Origin of the sequence: Haoranjiania flava (assembly GCF_025631005.1) — a bacterium.
Lineage (GTDB): Bacteria > Bacteroidota > Bacteroidia > Chitinophagales > Chitinophagaceae > Haoranjiania > Haoranjiania flava.
The window spans coordinates 56,167-75,220 of sequence record NZ_JAOTPL010000006.1 but is presented as its reverse complement, the minus strand read 5'-3'; the positions used below and the strand labels follow the sequence as shown (position 1 = coordinate 75,220).

Sequence of the window (19,054 nt, the reverse complement as noted above, 5' to 3'; positions counted from 1 at the left end):
AATGCAATGCCATTGCATTACTTTTTTACTAACTTTGCAAAAGAATATGAAAGTCTTTTACTCCATATTGGCAATTTATATGATGACGGTATTTTTAATGCCGTGTACCGATATGTATGAAAAGGACAACTTTCAAAACCATAACCATTCGGAAGAATTAACCCATCAAGGAAGCCACGACCATCAGGAAACAACTGATATGTGCAGTCCATTTTGTTTATGCGGTTGTTGTGGAATAGTTTCAGGTATAGTGCTTCAATGGAATGTATACAGCTTAGTTAAGGCGAAGACTTTTGACCTTTCTAAGCCTAAAGTTTATTATAAATGTACCTTTATATCCCACTATCTGGGGGGAATTTGGCAACCGCCAAAGATTAATGCATAATTTTTAATGTTTTAATGATTATAGCTTTTTGCGTACAGCAACAAGCTGAATGTTTTGGGTCATACTTCGTATTTCTCGTATTCATAATCATTGCAATTTATCATTAATTATTCATCATTAATCACAATAGAAGTGTTAAATAGTATTATAAAATTCTCTATAAAGAATAAGTTCATTATAGGATTGATGACCTTGTTTCTCATCATTTGGGGGGTATGGAGTGCCAAGCAAATCCCCATTGATGCCCAACCTGACATTACAAACAATCAGGTTCAGATTATTACCCTGTCGCCTACATTGGCAGGACAAGAAGTAGAACAATTAGTAACATTTCCCGTAGAGCAAAGTATCGTTAATCTTCCAAAAGTAGAAGAGATAAGAAGTGTTTCAAGATTTGGATTATCTGTTGTAACCGTTGTCTTTCAAGATAATGTCGATATTTATTTTGCACGACAGTTAGTAAGCCAACAGCTGAAAGAAGCACAAGACCAGATACCTGACGGGATTGGAACACCTGAACTTGCTCCTGTCAGTACAGGTCTTGGCGAAGTGTACCAATATATTCTTCATCCCAAAGAAGGCAGTGAAGACAAATATTCCGCAATGGATTTGCGGACAATGCAGGACTGGATTGTTGCCAGACAACTTTACGGTACTCCGGGAATTGCAGAAGTCAATAGTTTCGGTGGTTTGCTTAAACAGTACGAAGTTTCTATCGACCCAAACCGCATCAAGGCAATGGACGTTAGTATTTCCGATATTTTTACCGCCCTCGAAAACAACAACCAAAATACCGGAGGTGCATATATCGATAAGAAGCCCAATGCTTACTTTATTCGCGGGATTGGTCTGGTTACTTCATTGGAAGATGTAGGAAATATCGTCGTTAAAAATACAGGTAGCGTTCCGGTATTTATCAAAGATGTGGCAGAAGTACAATTTGGTCACGCAACCCGGTACGGAGCATTGACCTATAATGGCGAAGTAGATGCTGTGGGTGGGATTGTAATGATGTTGAAGGGAGAAAACACCTCTGAAGTTGTAAAAAGTATCAAAGAAAAAATACCGGTTATCCAACAATCTCTACCCGAAGACGTGGTCATAGAACCATTTTTAGACAGAATGGATTTGGTTGATAGAGCGATAAGTACGGTTCAAAAGAACCTCATTGAGGGCGCACTGATTGTTATTTTTGTATTAATTCTATTCCTGGGGAATTTCAGAGCAGGACTGATTGTAGCCTCAGCCATACCGCTATCTATGCTTTTTGCGTTGGGAATGATGCGGCTGTTTGGTGTAAGTGCCAACCTGATGAGTATGGGGGCTATTGATTTCGGATTGGTAATAGATGGTTCCCTGATTGTTGTTGAAGCGACAATGCATCATTTGGGCTTGCGGAAATCCACACAAAGACTTACGCAGGCAGAAATGGATGAAGAGGTATATGAATCTGCACGGAAAATTCGTACGAGTGCCGCATTTGGCGAAGTTATCATCCTCATTGTCTATATCCCTATCCTTACTTTGGTGGGTATAGAGGGTAAAATGTTTACGCCAATGGCACAGACTGTAAGTTTCGCCATTTTGGGAGCTTTGATTTTGTCCTTTACCTATATCCCGATGATGAGTGCCTTGTGTCTGTCTAAAAAACCGATTACCAAAAGGAATTTTTCAGACAAAATGATGGACTATCTTCAAGGGGTTTATAAGCCTTTGTTAGAAAAAGCCATTCGGATAAAATATGTGATTATTGCGGTTGCCGTTGGGCTGTTTACCATAAGTATATTTCTATTTTCACGGATGGGCGGAGAGTTCCTGCCAAAATTGGGCGAGGGCGATTTTGCTTTCCACTGTATCCTGCCACAAGGAACATCGCTTAGCCAAAGTCTGGAAACCTCTATGCAGGCATCAAGGATAATCAAGGAATTTGACGAAGTGAGAATGGTCGTAGGCAAGACTGGTGCTGCCGAAGTACCGACAGACCCGATGCCTCCCGAAGCCACTGACCTGATGATTATCCTAAAACCGCAGGACGAATGGAAAACAAAAAAATCCTATGACGAGCTTTCCAATGAAATGATGGAGAAACTTAAAGTTATTCCCGGTGTATTCTTTGAAGCCAATCAGCCGATACAGATGCGTTTTAATGAGTTGATGACAGGTATCAGGCAAGATGTAGCCGTTAAGATATTCGGAGAAGACCTCGACAGTTTGTTGGTTTATGCCAATAAAGCGAATGCTATTATTCAAACAGTAGAAGGTGCGACTGCTCCGCAGGTAGAACGGGTAGCAGGTCTTCCCCAAATCAATATCGAATATGACCGTACCCGAATAGCCAATTACGGCTTGAATGTACAGGAAATAAACGATATTGTCAGCACTGCGTTCGCAGGTAAATCAGCAGGTGTGATTTATGAAAACGAACGAAGATTTGATTTGGTGGTACGGCTTGATGAAGCCCACCGCAGTTCCATTGAGGATGTGAGCAATCTGTTTATCCCACTACCAAACGGCGACCAAATACCGCTTTCACAGGTTGCAAACATTGATTACAAATTAGGGCCCGCACAAATCAGCCGTGAAGGCGGTAAACGCAGGATATATGTCGGCTTCAACGTACAGGGGCGGGATGTAGCCAGCGTTGTCAATGAAATTCAGGATAAATTGGCTGAACAGATTAAGCTACCGACAGGTTATTATTTTACTTATGGTGGTCAGTTTGAGAACCTCCAAAAAGCTACCGACAGATTGCTGATTGCTGTACCTATCGCATTGCTTTTGATTTTTATCCTGTTGTATTTCACATTCCATTCGTTTAAGGAAGCCGTTTTGGTATATACAGCTATCCCGATGAGTGCCATTGGAGGCGTATTTGCCCTGTTATTGCGGGATATGCCATTCAGCATATCAGCAGGTGTCGGATTTATCGCCCTGTTTGGTGTTGCTGTTCTGAATGGGATTGTACTGATTGCCACGTTCAATAGACTGGAAAAAGAGGGTTGGAACGAGATTATTCCGAGAATTATCGAGGGAGCTAAAACAAGGCTTAGACCTGTATTGATGACGGCATCTGTGGCAAGTTTAGGTTTTTTACCAATGGCGTTGAGTACAAGTGCAGGTGCAGAAGTACAAAAACCGTTGGCAACCGTGGTTATCGGTGGACTGATTTCGGCAACTGCCCTGACATTGTTCGTCCTGCCATTGCTGTACCTCGTATTTATGAGAAACCAAAAACCTCCGAAAAATAGTAAAACGAAAGCCATAGCACCCGTGCTGTTGCTGTTTGTGTTCTTGGGTTTTTCTCAAAACGGTAAGGCACAAACTCCGATGAGTGTAGATAGAGCTATTGAAGTAGCTGTGGAGACCAACCCTCAGCTACGTTCCAAAAATATGGATATTCAATCTGCCCAAAGCCTTAGCAAGACGGCGTATGAACTACCGAAGACCGATGTAAACTTCCAATACGGGAATAATGAGGGATTTGAATATAATGACGGTTTCCAAATTTCACAGACCATTCCCTTTCCGACACTCTTTGGGGCAAAGAAAAATCTTGTCAAAGAGCAGGTAAAAGGTCAGCAGTGGGCGAAGGCTCTGACAGAAAACGAACTGAAAAAACAGGTAAGAACCTATTATTATCAGTTGGAATATTTGGAGCATAATGCTTCGGTTTTAAAGTATCTTGATAGTATTTATGTAGACTTTATCCGTGTTGCGGAACTCCGGTATAAAACGGGAGATATAGGTAAATTAGACGTTAATACTGCAACTACCAAGAAAGGGGAAATAAGTCTTTTGTATCAACAGAACGAGGTTTTAAGGCAGAACGCCTATCAAAGCCTTAAAAATCTGATGCAGACACAGGAAGATTTCTTAATAGAACCTCAACCGGATTATACACCATTGCTGTTAAGTTCTTTCATTGACAGTTCGGCTGTTGCAAATCATCCGAGCATCCAGCTATTGTACCAAGAGGCGAAAATTGCCGAACAGAACAAGAAATTGGAACGGGCAAACAGCCTGCCTGATTTTACGTTCGGCTATAATAACATATCGCTGATAGGAATGCACAGTAAAAATGGTGTAGAGCAATTTTATGGCAGAGGACAGCGGTTTAGTTTTGTTGATTTAGGTATTACAATCCCAATTTTTACCACCACCAAAGCAAAAATTCGCTCGCTTGATTACAAGAAACAATCATTGGAATTAAATGCGCAATGGCAGGAACAACAGCTTAAAACGGAATTGGCAAACGCCTTGAAACAATACGAACAATATGTAGCGCAGTTTACCTATTTCAAGGAGCAGGCACTTCCCAATGCTGATGAGATTATCAATGCTGCAAAGCTGGGGTACAGTACCGGAGATATTTCTTATGTGGAGTACCTATTTGCCTTGCAGACAACAGCAGACATTCAGCTTAATTATTTAAATAGCATTCAGCAAATCAATGAGGCTGTAACGCTTATCCATTCATTAATCAGTAAATAATACAATATATGAAACGTATCATAAATAATATAGTTTTTAGCGTTCTTGTCCTCGTAGCATTCTTTGCTTTCAACGCCTGTACAAATAATCATAAAGAGGGCGATGGGCATAATCACGGAACGGAAGCAGAAACAACAACGGACGAACACGAAGAAGAAGAAGAAAATGTTGCAGTGCTGACCGATGAGCAGATGAAAGCGGTGGGTATTGAAATCGGTTCAATTGAACAGAAGCAATTATCCGCAACATTGAAAGCCAATGGAGCATTAAGAGTTCCCAACAGCAACAAGGCGAATGCAACCTCGTTGTTTGGTGGTGTTATCAAATCCCTTAATGTGGAGATAGGCGATTTCGTAAGGAAAGGTCAGGTTATCGCTACTATTTCCAATCCGCAATTCATACAATTGCAGGAAGAATACCTAAGCATCAATAGCCGGATAGAGTTTGCCGAACAGGAACTTGTAAGACAAAGAGAGCTGAACGACGGAAATGTCGGAGCAAAGAAAAACCTGCAAAGTGCCACTACTGAACTGAACACGTTGAGAACACGGAAGTCTTCTTTGAACCAGCAAATTCAAATGATGGGCATTAATCCGGCTTCCCTGTCAAATTCCAATCTTAAATCCTCGTTGGTCGTTACAAGTCCGATAAGCGGTACTATCAGCAATGTTTTTGCCAAAATCGGAAGCTATGTAGATGTGTCATCGCCTATTGCTGAAATCATAGAAAACACAGCCCTGCACTTGGACTTACAGGTGTATGAAAAGGATATTCCTTTAATCAAAATAGGTCAGAAAATAGATTTTGTCGTAACCAACAATCCCAATAAGACTTATTCTGCCGAAGTTTATAGTATCGGCTCATCCTTTAGCGGAGAGAGTAAAACTATTGCTGTTCACAGCAAGATTACAGGAGATAAAGCAGGATTGATTGACGGAATGAGTATAACCGGAATGGTAAGTTTAGATGATGTATTAAGTACGGCTGTACCCAACGATGCGATTGTCAATGCAGATGGAAAATATTACATCTTTTTGGTCAAGGAGCAGGAAGAAAAACCACACGACCACAAAGAGGACGAGGCTCACGATCACGGTTCGGAAAAAGGAACTCAATTTGTAAGAGTGGAAGTCGTTAAAGGTGCTTCTCAATTTGGTTACACGGCGATAACGCCTGTCAATGAAATTCCACACGGTACGCATATCGTGGTAAAAGGTGCGTTTTTTGTGAATGCAAAAATGAATGATTCGGGAGAACACGCCCACTAAAAACATTGGATAATGAAAAAGAACATTGAACAAAAGCTGTTGTCAAAGAACACCAATCCGACCAGTATGCGGATATTGGTATATGATTTCTTGGAGCAACAGCAAACAGCAATGTCCCTATCTGAAATCGAGAGCCATTTTTACAAAGCAGACAGGGTTACGATTTACAGGACTTTGAAAACTTTTGAAGAAAAAGGCATTGTACACAGTATTCAGGAGAACACTACGGTCAAGTATATTCTGTGCCACGATGGGTGTGATGAAAATACACACAAGGATTGGCACTTACATTTCTATTGTAAGATTTGTAAGCAGACAACCTGTAAGGAGGATTTTATAATACCGCAGAATGGAAGTCAGAATTACCGTATCGACGAACTAAAATTATTTGGTAAGGGAATTTGTGAAAACTGTTTAAAGGAGAGTTTGCAATAGCATTGCAGGCTCTCCCTGTGTAACTTTGTTATAAATATAAATGTGTTATGGACACCTATCTTAAAGAAACAAAAATCCTTGACTACTCCAATGCTTCCATACAAAAGCTATTGGAGCAGAGAGGGTGGGAAAACTTGGACACCGTTGCCAAAGTTCAAGCCATTTACAATTTTGTACGGGACGAAATAAAGTTTGGCTATAATGTTTCTGATTATATTTCCGCATCGCAGGTGCTGAATGACGGGTACGGACAATGCAACACAAAAGCCACTTTATTAATGGCTTTGTTAAGAGCAACAGATGTACCTAACCGTATTCACGGCTTTACCATTGACAAGGCATTGCAGAAAGGAGCTATTACAGGTATTTGGTACAGACTATCGCCTAAGAATATCTTGCATAGCTGGGTTGAAGTTTGGGTAAACGAGCAATGGTATTTTTTGGAGGGCGTGATTTTGGATAAACCGTACCTCACTAAATTACAGGAACAGAACAGTGATTGCAAGACCACTTTTTGCGGTTTCGGGGTTTATACCGATAATTTTGAGAACCCGCCGATTGAATGGAACCTCAATAATACATTTATTCAGGATAAAGGCATCAATCGGGACTTTGGCGTTTTTGATACACCCGATGAATTTTATTCTAAGCATCAGCAAAAGCTAAATGCGTTTAAGCGATTTGCTTTTCAGCATATCGTGAGGCATATAATGAATAATAATGTAGAAAGAATAAGAAATAAAAAAGTGTAACGAACCTAAAAAATTAAAGGCTATGATAAATACAGACAAAAATCACAAGCATACTTACGATGCACAAGGCAAAATGACTTGTTGCACACAGGAAGAAAAAATCTACACCAAAGCAGGTGCTAAGGAATTGGTAAAAGGGCATCACAAAAATGACGGGCATAATCACGACCACAGTGATGATGACGGACACGACCATTCGCATTCAGGAGATACTGACAATGTTTTCAAGATGTTTCTTCCCGCCATTATTTCCCTTGCGCTGTTGCTTGCAGGTATTGCAATGGATAATTGGTTTCCGCAGACGTGGTTTACCGATTGGGTACGGATTATTTGGTACGTGGTGGCTTATGCTCCTGTTGGACTGCCCGTACTCAAAGAAGCCGTTGAGAGTATTCGCAAAGGCGAGATTTTCTCGGAGTTCTTTTTGATGGGCATTGCAACTATCGGGGCATTTGCCATTGGCGAATATCCCGAGGGCGTTGCGGTAATGTTGTTCTATGCCGTTGGCGAAGTTTTTCAGACAATGGCTGTTTCGAGGGCAAAATCAAACATCAAATCTTTGCTTGACCAAAGACCCGATGAAGTAACCGTTTTAAAAAACAATGAACCGCAAACCGTAAAGGCAGAAACTGTTGCCGTTGGCGAAATTATACAGCTTAAACCGGGAGAAAAATTAGGCTTAGACGGAGAACTGTTGTCCGAAACGGCATCTTTCAATACATCGGCTTTAACAGGCGAAAGCAAACCAGATACAAAAAACAAAGGCGAAACCGTTTTGGCAGGGATGATTAATCTCAACACCGTATCGCAGGTAAAAGTTACGACCGCATACACCGACAGTAAGTTGAGCAAGATTTTGGAATTGGTACAAAATGCCACTACACAAAAAGCACCAACGGAATTATTTATCCGGAAATTTGCAAAAATCTATACGCCTATTGTAGTGCTGTTAGCCATAGCTATTTGCCTACTGCCTTATTTCTTTGTAGAAAATTATGAGTTTAGAGATTGGCTGTACAGGGCTTTGGTATTTCTGGTTATTTCTTGTCCTTGTGCGTTGGTTATTTCCATTCCGTTAGGTTATTTCGGTGGTATTGGTGCTGCAAGCAAAAACGGAATACTGTTTAAAGGGAGTAACTTTTTAGATGCTCTTTCCGATATCCAAAACGTAGTGATGGATAAGACAGGCACAATGACAGAGGGCGTTTTTAAGGTTCAGGAAGTCAATTTCAATCCTGAATTTGATAAAGCCGAAATTCTGGAATTAGTTAACATTTTGGAAAGCAATAGCACACATCCCGTAGCGACCGCTATTCACGAATACGTGGGGAAACCGAATAATGAAATCCAATTGGAAAATACGGAGGAAATCGCCGGACACGGTTTGAAATCAACTGTAAACGGTAAGGATTTATTGGTCGGGAATTTCAAACTGATGGATAAGTTCGGCATACCATACGACTTAGACCCGAACAGCATCGTTTATACAACTATCGCCGTTGCTTACGACAGCAAATTTGTCGGTTACATCACGATTGCCGACAGTATCAAAGAAGATGCACAGGAAACCATAACCCTACTGCATAAGCTCAATGTTAATGCAACGATGCTTAGCGGAGATAAAAGTACCGTTGTAAAATATGTGGCGGAGCAGTTAGGGATAGACAATGCTTTTGGAGATTTATTGCCCGAAGACAAAGTAAACAAAGTCAAAGAGATAAAAGCCAAAAATGAAAGCGTTGCCTTTGTCGGGGACGGTGTGAATGATGCACCTGTTGTAGCATTAAGTGATGTGGGTATTGCAATGGGTGGTTTGGGAAGCGATGCTACTATTGAAACCGCCGATGTAGTAATACAAGACGATAAGCCGAGTAAAATACCAATGGCAATCAATATCGGTAAACAGACAAAGAAAATAGTTTGGCAAAATATCGCTTTAGCATTTGGAGTGAAAGCCATTGTATTGATACTTGGTGCAGGTGGATTAGCCACAATGTGGGAAGCTGTTTTTGCTGATGTAGGTGTAGCATTGTTGGCTATTTTAAATGCTGTAAGGATACAGAGGATGAAGTTTTAAAATAAAAATAGAGAATATGAGTAATTAAAATAAATAGACTTTGGTTCTGTTATTGAACTCAAATATTAAGATTATAAAATAATAAAATGGATAAATTTTATAATGAAACGCTACATAAACTAGAAACAGCAATCAATGAATTAGAGATTGAAACCGATTACTGCATTCAACGGATAGAGACTGCTGTTCATCTTATTATCCAAAGTCTGTCTGATTTGAAGCAGTTTGTTTTAAAAAGAGGATTTAAAAATACCGATGAGGAAATTCATTTTTTCAAACATCAGAAACCTATCATTGTTGCTAAGCTTATTTACTACAATGCCATCTATAAAATCGAAACCAAAAAACCAAATGGTGCAAAGCCAGTTAGGAAATACCTTAACGAAGAATTGAAAAAGCTAAAACGGTTTTTTGATAATAACCTTGAATTTTATAAATACTACCGGACAAATAACTCATTTATTGATGATAAACTCTTTATTCGGTGCAAGTATGATATAAAATTGAGTTTAGATACTGTTTATTTTGAAACTGACCACAGATTTTCTACTATTGCTGATTACAAAGCGGCGAAAATATTGGCAAACGATTTAATACAAGTTTATATTGAAGACCAACTTAATAATAATAGTCAGAAAAATCCATTTGACAAATCCTCTTTAAATTGGGTAGAAAGCAAAACAGCGTTAACCGAATTGATTTACGCACTACATTCACAAGGCATATTCAATAACGCCAATGCAGATATTAAACCTATCGTCAAAGTCTTTGAAAGCACTTTTAATGTTGATTTGGGAGATTTCTATCACACGTTTTTAGAACTCAAATCCCGAAAAATGAACAGAACTAAATTCCTTGACAGCCTTAAAGAAAGCCTTATCAAAAAAATGGACGAGCAGGACGGTAGGTAGGGTTTGCTATATCTGTACAGCGTAAAAAGGGTTTAATAAAAGCCCTTTTTTCTTGTCCTGTTTTACCAAGTGTAATAATCGGATATTAAAATCCTTTGTATGGTTTTGAGAATAATAAATTTTGTATATTTGCTGTGAGCTAACGGAAACGTGTTGAAAAGCAAAGCAATAAGCACCGTTACCAAATCGTTACTTGACTATCTTTGATAACCCACATAAGAGCCTTGTATTCAACCGAAAAGGCTTTTTCCTGAAAACTTTAAAATAAATAAACTTGATATTGATTGCCTATCAAAAAAGTTCTGTATTCCCGATTCGGTACCAGCGAATCTTTAGGTTCCCCATTCGGGCGGGTACTATACAATCCAGTACAGTTGTGAACACCATCACTGTGCCGGTAGCAGCAGGTCGACCCAAGCCAGCGCTACTCCGGGTATAGCAGGTACAATACAGCCGATTATGCAACAGGTTTTCAAAGGCAATTAAAGATAAAGAAAGATGCTTACCATTGGGATGATGAAGTATTATTTACTGGCGTTGTATATACGCTGCCAAATTTAAATTTTCCTTTTTTCTCTCACTTTGCTAACTTCGCCAACTATGAGAAAGGAAGTAGTTTTAAGCGGCATAAGGCCTACAGGTTTCCTGCATTTGGGAAATTATTTCGGCGCAATGCGCAACTTTGTGCGCATGCAGCAAGAGTATGATTGTTATTTTTTTGTGGCCAACTGGCACAGCCTTACGACACACCCGGACACCAAAGAATTAAAAGACAGCGTACACCGCGTGATTGCAGAAAATATTGCCTGCGGCCTTGACCCCGAAAAAGTAACCCTCTATGTGCAGAGCGATGTGCCTGAAATTGCTGAACTATACCTTTATTTAAACATGCTGGCCTACAAAGGCGAACTGGAAAAAGTACCTACCTTTAAAGATAAGGTGCGCCTGAACCCGAATAACGTCAATGCCGGGCTGCTTACATACCCGGTGCTCATGGCTGCTGATATTCTTATTCACCGATCAGTAAAAGTGCCGGTTGGCAAAGACCAGGAGCAACACCTGGAAATGGCCCGTAATTTTGCTGAACGTTTCAACCACAGGTATGGCGAGGTTTTCCCGATGCCTTACGCATTTAACTACAGCAATGACCTGGTAAAGATCATGAGCCTGGACGGAAATGGCAAGATGAGCAAAAGTGAAAACCAGATGGCTACCATATACCTGTCAGACAGTGATGAACTGGTAAGGAAAAAGATCATGAAAGCCAAGACTGACAGCGGCCCAACGGAAAACAATTCTGAAAAGCCTGACTATATTCAGAATCTTTTTACGCTTATGTCTCTCGTGAGTACAAAAGATACTTTTGAAAAATTTGATGCGGATTTTAATAACTGCGTAATCAGGTACGGAGATATGAAGAAACAACTGGCCGAAGATATGGTTGCATTCCTGGCGCCTATACGGGCTCGCGCTATGGAAATTCAACACGACAAAGCTTATCTGCAAAAAGTAATGCGTGAAGGCGCTGAAAAAGCACGTATCAGCGCACGCGCCACCATTGACAAGGTGAGAGAAGGAGTAGGTATGAAATATTAAAAAAAAGATTTAAATTTATACCTTCTAACTATTTCTCTATGTCTAAAACAAAAGTGCCTAAGCACATAGCCGTTGCAGGCAATATCGGGGCAGGCAAGACTACGCTTACCGCAATGCTGAGTAAGCATTACAACTGGAGCCCCCATTTTGAAGAGATCGATTACAACCCGTATATCAATGATTTTTACGATGATATGCCCAGGTGGAGCTTTAACCTGCAGATATATTTTCTCAACAGCAGGCTCAAACAAGTATTGGAAATACAGCATGGAAAAGATACCGTGATACAGGACAGAACCATCTATGAAGATGCAGATATTTTTGCACCTAACCTGCACGATATGGGGCTGATGAGCTCACGCGATTTTGAAAACTACCACGATTTTTATACTACTTTAAAGCGGCTGATCACCCCACCTGACCTGGTCATCTACCTGAAAGGCTCTGTGCCTGCACTGGTGGAAAGAATACAAAAACGGGGCAGGGAATATGAAGAGAACATCCGCCTGGATTACCTGAAAAAGCTCAATGAGCTGTACAACAAATGGGCAAAGAACTACAAGGAAGGTAAACTGCTGATCATTGATATTGATAAGCTGAACTTTGTAGACAATGACGAAGATTTCGGCGAGATCATCAACAGGGTAGAGGGAGCATTATACGGACTTTTCTAATGACAATGTACTGCACCTGACTTGTCTGCATTGCCCAATGCAGGGCTAATATAGGGGATACCAAGGTTCATGCCTCTTAGAATCAACAATACAGCCATAAACGCTATAAAGTAGGGAACAAGCTTTCTTACTTTTTTTCTTGCACTTACAGATATGTAATTTCCCAGCACCAGCAGAGAGATCATAAGTGGAAAAGTACCTATTCCAAAGAAAAACATCAGTATGGCGCCGTTTATTGCACTGCCTGTAGTAAGCGATGTGGCAACCGCCAGGTATACCAGCCCACAGGGCAGCAGGCCGTTCAGCAAGCCGATAGTGAGGTAAGAAAAATTATTTTTTTTACCGTACAGTGCTTTGCCCAATAAATTTTGTACACCTGTATGAAACCTGCCAAACACAGTGCTGTCGTTTGGGAAAAAATAGGCAAGTACCAGTAATAAAAGAATCAGCGCGCCTGCAATTACAGAAACTGTTTGCTGGTAACCCACCAAGAAGAAACGGTTGCTGATAAACCCAAGAATGGCGCCAAACGCCGCATAGGTGAGGGCCCTGCCCAGATTGTATAAAAAAATTACCAATGCTTTTTCTGCTTTGGGTTTATTATGTATAGGCAATGAAAGCGCTATAGGCCCGCACATGCCTATACAGTGAAAACTTCCGAGGAAGCCAATGCTCAATCCTGTAAGAACACTAAACCACATGGTTATTATTTTACAATAAAGTCTTTTTTCTTTACATAATTTATGCCATCCGTTGACCAGCCTATGCGGAACTTATACAGCCCGGGAACAAAGTTTGATTTAGGCAAAGAAAGCTCACCGCTTTCATTTACATGCAACGCTATACGCCTGTCCTTTGTTTTGTCTGAGGGCCTGATGAATTCTACATATCCGCTGTCTACCCTTGCAGCTTTAGAAGGCAGTTTTATGAATACCACGCCATTGGTGTCTGCAATATGCAGGGAATCAGGGTAGAGTGCGGCAAGGTTGTTTTGCGCATCTATCTGGTCCTGGAATACCAATTCCTTTTCATAATATTTTTCTTCAATCAGTTCTATGCTGTTCTTTTCTCTCATGGAAATAAAAACCATTGTTCCTAACCCGATCAGGAAAAGGATGATTACTACCAATATGCCATAACCCCAGTTAAATCTCATTGTTTATATTTATTATTATTTAAATGGCCCCAGGAAAGTGGTTTTTACGGTCTCTACCAGTTCCCCATCGTTGTAGACGCCTACCAGGAGATCTGTTTTTCTTTCCCTGAGCTTGCTTTTATCTATGTTGATGAAGAAAGTAACTTCATTGATGGCCTCTGGTTTCAGCAATGCTTTGTCGTCTGTCACCATTTTTACTTCTGCATCTATGCCTTCCACCTTCATTTTATAAGATTGAGGCTTATTTGTTTTGTTAATGATCTTGGCATTGTACAGATTGGTGATTTTACCGTCCTGTTGTTCTGTATACAACTGACCCTGCGCTCTGGTAATGTTGGTGTCTATTGACTTTCCGGAAGCTATCAGGTAGGTCATCACACCCAGCAGAAGTAGCAGAATAAAAGAATAGCCTTTTACTTTAAAGTTCAGGTGGAATTTCTTTTTGTCTGCAATTTCATTTTCGGAAGCATACCTGATAAGCCCGGTTGGCCTGTTTACTTTTATCATCATTTCATCACAGGCATCAATACAGGCTGTACAGCCCACGCATTCCATCTGTACACCGTTGCGGATGTCTATACCAGTGGGGCACACAACCACACAACGGTTGCAATCAATACAATCGCCCAAGTTATTTTCTTCGCGTTTCTTTACTTTTCCGCGTGGCTCGCCCCGTTTGTAATCGTAGGCTACCTGCATGGTGTCTTTATCAAAAAGTACGCTCTGCAACCTGCCATACGGGCAGATGGTAGTGCAGACGATATCTCTTACAAAGGCAAAGACTGCATAAAACACACCGGTGAAAGCCAGCAGGGCTACCAGTGTGCCGATGTTGGCGGCAGGGTGTTTGATCATGTCGTACAGCTCATCTACGCCTACAATGTAAGCCAGGAAAGTGTTGGCTATGATAAAGGAGAACAGAAAGAAGACTACATGTTTCAGCGTTTTCTTAAATATTTTTTTGCCCGTCCAGGGAGCAGCATTCAGCCTTTTTTGTTCAGCAGGAGTGCCTTCAATGACCCATTCTATTTTCCTGAAAAACATTTCCATGAAAATGGTTTGAGGGCAGATCCATCCGCAGAACAACCTGCCGAAGATAACCGTGAACAAAGCAATAAAAATAATTGCCGCGATCATGCCGATAGCAAAAATGAAAAAGTCCTGCGGCCAGAACACCTTGCTGAAGAGGATAAATTTTCCGGCAGGGAAGTTGAGCAGGATCAAAGGCTGGCCATTCACCTTAATAAACGGTAATCCTACGAACAAAAGCAGGTATACATAAGAAAGTATGGTCCTGATGTTGTAAAATTTTCCTTTAGGCTTAGACGCATATACGTGCTTATACTTTCCTTTCTCATCAGTATTGCTCATCCTGTTTCTGAAGGCTTCCTGTATGGTATCGTAAGTCTCGGATAGATCTTTTAAATTGTTTGAATACTCAATATCGCTCATCGTCTTAAGTTAGGTTATTTAAAAGAAGAAGGTCTGTCTGCAAAATTATTTAAATTTCGTCAGGAAATCTAATTAAAACGCATACAGACCTTCCTTATAAGAAAGACGCGCAGCCTTACAAAGCAGCAACTTTCGCCGTATCACTGGCAGCACCTGCTGGTGTGGCAGTGCTGTCGCCACCGGCAGCCGGAGCAGCAGAAGGATTAAATTCTGTGCCTTGCGGAGCCTTTCCGTTCGGTGGGTTTGTACCCTGTAAGGACATCACGTAACTGGATACCTGTGCTATCTGCATTGGTGAGAGCTCTGCATTCCAAGCCTGCATTCCTTTATCTACCACACCATATTTAATGGTTTTGAACACATCATGAATGGTGCCGCCGTGCAAGGCAAAATTGTCTGTAAGGTTTGGGCCGATACCGCCTTCGCCCTGCTGGCCATGGCAGGCCACACATTTGGTTTTGAATATATCATTACCACTTTGAATGCCTGCAGCATCCAGCATCTGCACGGTAGTTTCGTCTACGCTGTTTGCCTGGCTGGCCATGTAAGTCTCCAGTTTTTTATTGGCGATAGCCACTTCCTGCTGATATTCTTCGTCCTGGCTCAAAGCGCGAGGAGAATTGTAGTACCAGATATAAGCTAAGGATATAATTATGGTAGCTATAAATGACCAGGTAAACCAAGGTGGGGTATCATTATCAAGCTCTCTGATACCATCGTAGCTGTGGCCGATATCCAGGTCTTTTTCGTCTTTGTTGGAACGGAATTTATTGATCCTGTACCACCAAGCTTTAAAGCCGCCTCTGGTAACTACACTTTCATCTGCGCCGAGCTCAATTCTTCTTCTGTCTTCAAATGCCTGTACGCCTGTAAAGAATTTGATCCATTTGATCAGGTAAAAGATAATGAACAGTTCAATAAGAATTGCCACACCTAGTATCATGGTGATCATGCTGCTGTTGAACTGTCCTGCGGTTAACGGTGCTGTAGCTACAGCATCTGCAGCAGCCGGCTCGGCAGTCTGGGCAAAGGCAGAAAAGCCAGCCAGTAAAAATACCACCAGGATGTTTGCAGCCTTGGCATTGCCGCCGGAGGTCCTTTCCTGTTTGTATTTATCCCTGTAGAGGTCTATGCTGGACTTCAGCATGAAAGCCAACAGGATGATCACGAATAACAAGGCGGCTACACAAATTGCCATCACTGTATTGGTGTCAAAAGCGAGCAGAGAATTTGTATCTGCAACGGGGGCTGCAGGCGTAGCTTCGGTTTGCGCCACTGCAAACAGCGATGTGATCATCATCAAAATAAAAATGGATATTCTGAACTTTAGTTTCATCCGTAACTTTTTTATTGTTTCTTAATGGCCGGATGGAACTTCGCGTTTAAATTTTCACGTATGGAGAAAATCTGTTTGCTTCGTTTCATCCGTAACTTTTTTATTGTTTCTTAATGGCCGGATGGAACTTCGCGTTTTTCATGTCCGTTTCATCCGTATGTTTAAGTTTTTACTGATTATTACCGGTTTTCAGATCCTACAGGCATATCCTCTTCTTCCAGCGGCAGATTTTCTATGTATTCTATCGTTCTGCTGTCTGATTTGTATGTCCATACCAGCACGATCAGGAAGAACAGTACAAACACTGCAAGCGATATGATGGGATAAATGCTTACTCCATGTATTTTTTCCAGATAATAAGTGAATTTCATTGTATTAATTTATCAGCTTAATTAGTAGCCTGCTCTGCTTTAATGTCTTTGCCCAGTCTTTGCAAATAAGCTATCAGCGCAATGATCTCTTTTTTCTCGCTTATTTCAATTTTATCTGCTTTTAACCTGTTGGCAATTTGTTTAGCCTGGGCTTCCAGATCCTGGTTTGCAATAGCTTCGTAGCCGGGAGCATAAGGCACACCCAGTTTACGCATAGCATGTATTTTTGAATTTGTTGTAGAGGTATTCAGGTCATCCTCTGCCAGCCAGGGATAAGGAGGCATGATGGAGCCCGGGGAAATCGATACCGGATCAATCATGTGGTTGAAGTGCCAGCTATCAGGATATTTTGCGCCTACACGTGCCAAGTCAGGGCCTGTACGCTTGGAGCCCCACAAAAAAGGACGGTCATACACAAACTCGCCTGCTTTTGAATAATCGCCATAGCGGGCTACCTCGTACCTGAACGGGCGAATCATCTGGCTGTGGCAGTTGTTACAACCTTCTCTGATGTAAATATCTCTGCCCTGTAACTCAAGTGGTGTATAAGGCTTCACGCTTGCGATGGTAGGTACGTTGGATTTGATCAGGAATGTAGGTATAATCTCTATGGCGCCACCGATGCCCACTACTATCAGGCTTACTACCAGTAAGGTGATAGGCCTTCTCTCGATCCAGGAGTGCCAGAATTTTTTGTCCTGTTTGGTTGGTTGGTAATTTTTAACCAGCGCAGGCGCTTCGTGTTCTTCGTATCTTACGAATTTACCGGCCTTGGCGGTTTTGTAAAGATTATAGATCATTAAGATCACACCGACCAGGTAAATGGTACCACCTATCGCCCTTAAAACAAAGAAAGGAACCATGCTTTGCACTACGTCTATAAACTGGTATTGCAACTGGCCTTCAGGCGTAAATGCACTCAGCATAAAGTACGTACGGAATGCTGCCCAATACATAGGGATCGCGTACAATACAATGCCCAGCGTGCCAATCCAAAAGTGTGCATTGGCCAGCTTTAAAGAGTAAATTTTTGTATTGAACAATCTCGGGAACAACCAGTAAAGCATACCGAAAGTAAGAAAGCCGTTCCAGCCTAATGCACCAATGTGCACGTGTGCTACTGTCCAGTCGCTGTAGTGGGAGATGGCGTTTACATTTTTCAAAGACATCATCGGGCCTTCGAAGGTAGCCATACCATAAGCGGTTACAGCCACCACCATAAATTTCAATATCGGGTCAACCCTCACTTTGTCCCAGGCGCCGCGCAGGGTAAACAAACCATTAAGCATACCTCCCCAGCTTGGCAATATAAGCATTACAGAGAACGCAGTACCTAAACTCTGTGCCCACTCAGGCAAAGCTGTATATAGCAGGTGGTGCGGGCCTGCCCAGATGTAAATGAATATTAAACTCCAGAAGTGAATAATACTTAGTCTGTAAGAATAAACCGGCCTGTTGGCAGCTTTTGGAAGGAAATAATACATGAGGCCCAGGTAGGGTGTAGTCAGGAAGAAAGCCACCGCGTTGTGGCCGTACCACCATTGTACCAGTGCATCCTGCACGCCTGCATACCAGGAATAGCTCTTGGTAAGTGTAACAGGCATTTCAATATTATTTACAATATAAAGCATGGCAATAGCTACCCAGGAAGCAATGTAAAACCAGATAGCAACATACAGGTGACGTTCTCTTCTTTTTAAAATAGTACCAAACATGTTGATGCCCAGCACTACCCATACAATCACTACGGCAATGTCTATCGGCCACTCCAGTTCGGCATATTCTTTAGAAGAAGATAAGCCCAGCGGCAAAGTGATTGCTGCCAACAGAATAATAAGCTGCCATCCCCAGAAATGAATTTGCCCCAACAGCCTGCTGAACATCTCTGTTTTGAGCAACCTGGGCATAGAGTAGTAGATCGCTGTGAAAATACCATTTCCCACAAACGCAAAGATCACCGCATTGGTATGTAAAGGTCTTATACGGCCAAAGGTTGTGTAAGGCTGTTCAAAATTTAGTGCCGGATAAGCCAACTGAAAAGCTATAAGCACACCAACCAACATACCTACAAACCCCCAAGTGATTGTGGCAATAGCGAACATTTTCGGGATCTTATTGTCGAACGTATATTTTTGTAGTTCCATAAGTAC

General features: G+C 41.4%; 15 protein-coding genes. 9 read left to right on the top strand and 6 right to left on the bottom strand.

The genetic code is table 11. The annotated features are described in order from the left end of the window. The first annotated feature begins 1 nt into the window (after position 1). From OD355_RS13945 to OD355_RS05955, 9 genes are all read left to right on the top strand, one after another. Positions 2-385: a DUF6660 family protein gene (locus OD355_RS13945; RefSeq protein ID WP_032132266.1), complete on the top strand. Its 384-nt coding sequence runs from the start codon at positions 2-4 to the stop codon at positions 383-385. 90 nt (positions 386-475) lie between these two features. Further along, positions 476-4,876 (top strand): CusA/CzcA family heavy metal efflux RND transporter, encoded by a 4,401-nt coding sequence (locus OD355_RS05990; RefSeq protein ID WP_263037552.1) that lies wholly within the window; start codon positions 476-478, stop codon positions 4,874-4,876. A gap of 8 nt (positions 4,877-4,884) precedes the next feature. Beyond that, positions 4,885-6,144, top strand: a complete 1,260-nt coding sequence (locus tag OD355_RS05985; protein ID WP_263037551.1) for an efflux RND transporter periplasmic adaptor subunit — start codon at positions 4,885-4,887, stop codon at positions 6,142-6,144. 12 nt (positions 6,145-6,156) lie between these two features. After that, positions 6,157-6,579, top strand: a complete 423-nt coding sequence (locus OD355_RS05980; RefSeq protein ID WP_013597180.1) for a Fur family transcriptional regulator — start codon at positions 6,157-6,159, stop codon at positions 6,577-6,579. Positions 6,580-6,626: 47 nt separating this feature from the next. After that, positions 6,627-7,331 carry a transglutaminase-like domain-containing protein gene (locus tag OD355_RS05975; protein WP_263037550.1) on the top strand — a complete coding sequence of 235 codons (705 nt, stop codon included), beginning with the start codon at positions 6,627-6,629 and terminating at the stop codon, positions 7,329-7,331. Positions 7,332-7,353: 22 nt separating this feature from the next. Beyond that, positions 7,354-9,408, top strand: coding sequence for a heavy metal translocating P-type ATPase (locus OD355_RS05970; protein WP_103905103.1), 2,055 nt, complete (start codon positions 7,354-7,356; stop codon positions 9,406-9,408). 86 nt (positions 9,409-9,494) lie between these two features. Beyond that, a complete protein-coding gene (locus OD355_RS05965; protein WP_263037549.1) occupies positions 9,495-10,319 on the top strand; it encodes an RteC domain-containing protein in 825 nt (274 codons plus the stop codon). A gap of 600 nt (positions 10,320-10,919) precedes the next feature. Next, on the top strand, positions 10,920-11,915 hold the full coding sequence (trpS, locus tag OD355_RS05960) for a tryptophan--tRNA ligase (RefSeq protein ID WP_263037548.1): 996 nt from the start codon (positions 10,920-10,922) through the stop codon (positions 11,913-11,915). 38 nt (positions 11,916-11,953) lie between these two features. Then, positions 11,954-12,589, top strand: coding sequence for a deoxynucleoside kinase (locus tag OD355_RS05955; RefSeq protein ID WP_263037547.1), 636 nt, complete (start codon positions 11,954-11,956; stop codon positions 12,587-12,589). On the opposite strand, the gene OD355_RS05950 is transcribed toward OD355_RS05955, so the two are convergent. From OD355_RS05950 to ccoN, 6 genes are all read right to left on the bottom strand, one after another. After that, complete coding sequence (locus OD355_RS05950) at positions 12,586-13,290, bottom strand: sulfite exporter TauE/SafE family protein (protein ID WP_263037546.1); 705 nt, start codon at positions 13,288-13,290, stop codon at positions 12,586-12,588. The two genes, OD355_RS05955 and OD355_RS05950, sit on opposite strands and share 4 nt — an antisense overlap. A gap of 5 nt (positions 13,291-13,295) precedes the next feature. After that, positions 13,296-13,745, bottom strand: a complete 450-nt coding sequence (locus tag OD355_RS05945) for a FixH family protein (RefSeq protein WP_263037545.1) — start codon at positions 13,743-13,745, stop codon at positions 13,296-13,298. A gap of 15 nt (positions 13,746-13,760) precedes the next feature. Beyond that, entirely contained in the window at positions 13,761-15,197 is a 1,437-nt protein-coding gene (gene ccoG, locus OD355_RS05940; RefSeq protein WP_263037544.1) for a cytochrome c oxidase accessory protein CcoG, read from the bottom strand. Positions 15,198-15,312: 115 nt separating this feature from the next. Beyond that, positions 15,313-16,533 (bottom strand): cbb3-type cytochrome c oxidase N-terminal domain-containing protein, encoded by a 1,221-nt coding sequence (locus OD355_RS05935; protein ID WP_263037543.1) that lies wholly within the window; start codon positions 16,531-16,533, stop codon positions 15,313-15,315. Between the two features lie 179 nt (positions 16,534-16,712). Further along, a complete protein-coding gene (locus OD355_RS05930; RefSeq protein ID WP_263037542.1) occupies positions 16,713-16,904 on the bottom strand; it encodes a CcoQ/FixQ family Cbb3-type cytochrome c oxidase assembly chaperone in 192 nt (63 codons plus the stop codon). Positions 16,905-16,921: 17 nt separating this feature from the next. After that, positions 16,922-19,048 (bottom strand): cytochrome-c oxidase, cbb3-type subunit I, encoded by a 2,127-nt coding sequence (ccoN, locus tag OD355_RS05925; protein WP_263037541.1) that lies wholly within the window; start codon positions 19,046-19,048, stop codon positions 16,922-16,924. Positions 19,049-19,054: the final 6 nt, after the last annotated feature.